Here is a 1799-nt window from a genome sequence, read left to right on the forward strand (position 1 = left end):
CCGCCGGCGACAAGGTCAAGGAGCTGGCCATCAAGATCCCCGGCCTGGCCGCCGCCGTCACCTCGCTCAGCGGCGGCAACCAGCAGAAGGTGGTGCTCGCCCGGGCGCTGCTCACCGAGCCGGCCGTGCTGCTGCTCGACGAGCCGACCCGCGGCATCGACGTCGGCGCCAAATCGCAGATCGCCGCCCTGATGGCCGAGCTGGCCGCCCAGGGCTACGGGGTGCTGTTCATCTCGTCCGAGCTGGCCGAGGTGATCGCCATGGCCGACCGGGTGCTGGTGATGGCCCGGGGCCGGGTCACCGCCGAGTTCACCGCGGCGAACGTCACCGAGGAGGCGCTGGTCAGCGCCTCTGCTTCCGATCAGGTCCTGGAGGCCTCCTGATGACCGACACCGTCGCGAAGCCCGCCACGTCGGAAGCGCCGCCGCCGGAGGCGCCGCAGGGGAACCTGGCGCTGGCGAAGGCCGCGTTGTGGCTGATCCGCGGCCGTACCCTGATCGTCCTCGTCGTCCTGGTGATCATCTTCAGCGCGATCTCGTCGGAGTACCTGACGCAGAGCAACCTGATCCTGATGACCAAGCACGTGGCCATCAACGCGATCCTGGCCATCGGCGTCACCTTCGTCATCCTGACCGGGGGCATCGACCTGTCGGTGGGCTCGATCGCCGGCCTGGCCAGCATGATCGCGGGCGGGCTGCTGTTCAGCGGCCTCGACGTCGGCGCCGGCACGATCTTCTTCTCGGTCGCCGTCGTCATCGTGATCGGCATCCTGGTCGGCGCGGCCGTCGGCACCCTCAACGGCGTCCTGATCACCCGGTTCCGGGTGGCGCCGTTCATCGCCACGCTCGGCATGCTCTACGTGGCCCGGGGCGCCGCCCAGCTGCTCAGCAACGGCGGCACGTTCCCCGACCTGTCCGGCACGCCGGCGCGCGGCAACGAGGGCTTCAACTTCATCGGCGTGGACAGCATCCTCGGCATCCCCGTCGCGGTCTGGATCATGGTGGTGGTCGCCGCCGCGGCGATCGTCGTGACCACCCGCACCCCGTTCGGCCGCCGGGTCTTCGCGGTCGGCGGCAACGAGCGCGCCGCGGTGCTCTCCGGCATCCGGGTCAACCGCGTCAAGATCGCCGTGTACGTGATCTCCGGCGCCTGCGCCGCGCTGGCCGGCCTCCTGCTCACCTCGGAGCTCGGCGCCGCGTACCCGGACACCGCCACCACCTACGAACTCAACGCGATCGCCGCGGCGGTCCTCGGCGGCACCGCGCTCAGCGGTGGCCGCGGCACCATCATCGGCACCGTCATGGGCGCCTTCGTCATCGGATTCCTCAGCGACGGCCTGGTGCTCGTCGGCGTCTCCACCTTCTGGCAGTCGGTGGTCAAGGGCGCCGTGATCATCTTCGCCGTCATCACCGAACAGGCACAGCAGCGCCTGCAGACCGGTCTCGCCAAACGAGCCGCGTAACCCATCCTCAGAAAGGCATCCCCCATGAAGATCATCCGTAAGGTGCTGCCGATCGGCGCGGCGGCTCTGCTCGCCCTCACCGCCGCCTGCGGTGGCAGCGACGACACCCCGGCGGCGTCCGGCGGCCAGAGCGCGGCGGCGAGCTCCAAGCTCATCGTGATCATCACGCCGTCGCCGGACAACGTGTTCTTCAAGGCCGAGCAGGAGGCCGCCGACGCGCAGGCCAAGAAGCTGGGCTACCAGACGCTGGTGCTCAGCCACGACGACGACCCGACCAAGCAGAGCCAGGAGATCGACACCGCGATCTCCCGCAAGGCCGCCGCGATCATCCTGGACA

The 1799-nt window shown here is 69.9% G+C and carries 2 protein-coding genes and 1 pseudogene; all 3 read left to right on the forward strand.

Features of this window, described 5'->3' with window-relative positions:
- Positions 1 to 383 (forward strand): ATP-binding cassette domain-containing protein (locus tag AB0M20_RS41450; protein WP_364306805.1); only part of this gene is annotated, 383 nt, incomplete at its 5' end.
- On the forward strand, positions 383 to 1462 hold the full coding sequence (locus tag AB0M20_RS41455) for an ABC transporter permease (RefSeq protein ID WP_364306807.1): 1080 nt from the start codon (positions 383 to 385) through the stop codon (positions 1460 to 1462). The genes AB0M20_RS41450 and AB0M20_RS41455, both read left to right, overlap by 1 nt.
- Before the next feature lie 24 nt (positions 1463 to 1486).
- Positions 1487 to 1799 (forward strand): annotated as a pseudogene (locus AB0M20_RS41460) (D-ribose ABC transporter substrate-binding protein); the annotation flags it as partial.

The organism is Actinoplanes sp. NPDC051633 (assembly GCF_040681735.1).
GTDB lineage: Bacteria > Actinomycetota > Actinomycetes > Mycobacteriales > Micromonosporaceae > Actinoplanes.

Excerpts from the sequence above, each read along its gene's own strand:
- AB0M20_RS41455 (WP_364306807.1), top strand. The coding sequence starts at position 383 with ATGACCGACACCGTCGCGAAGCCCGCCACGTCGGAAGCGCCGCCGCCG.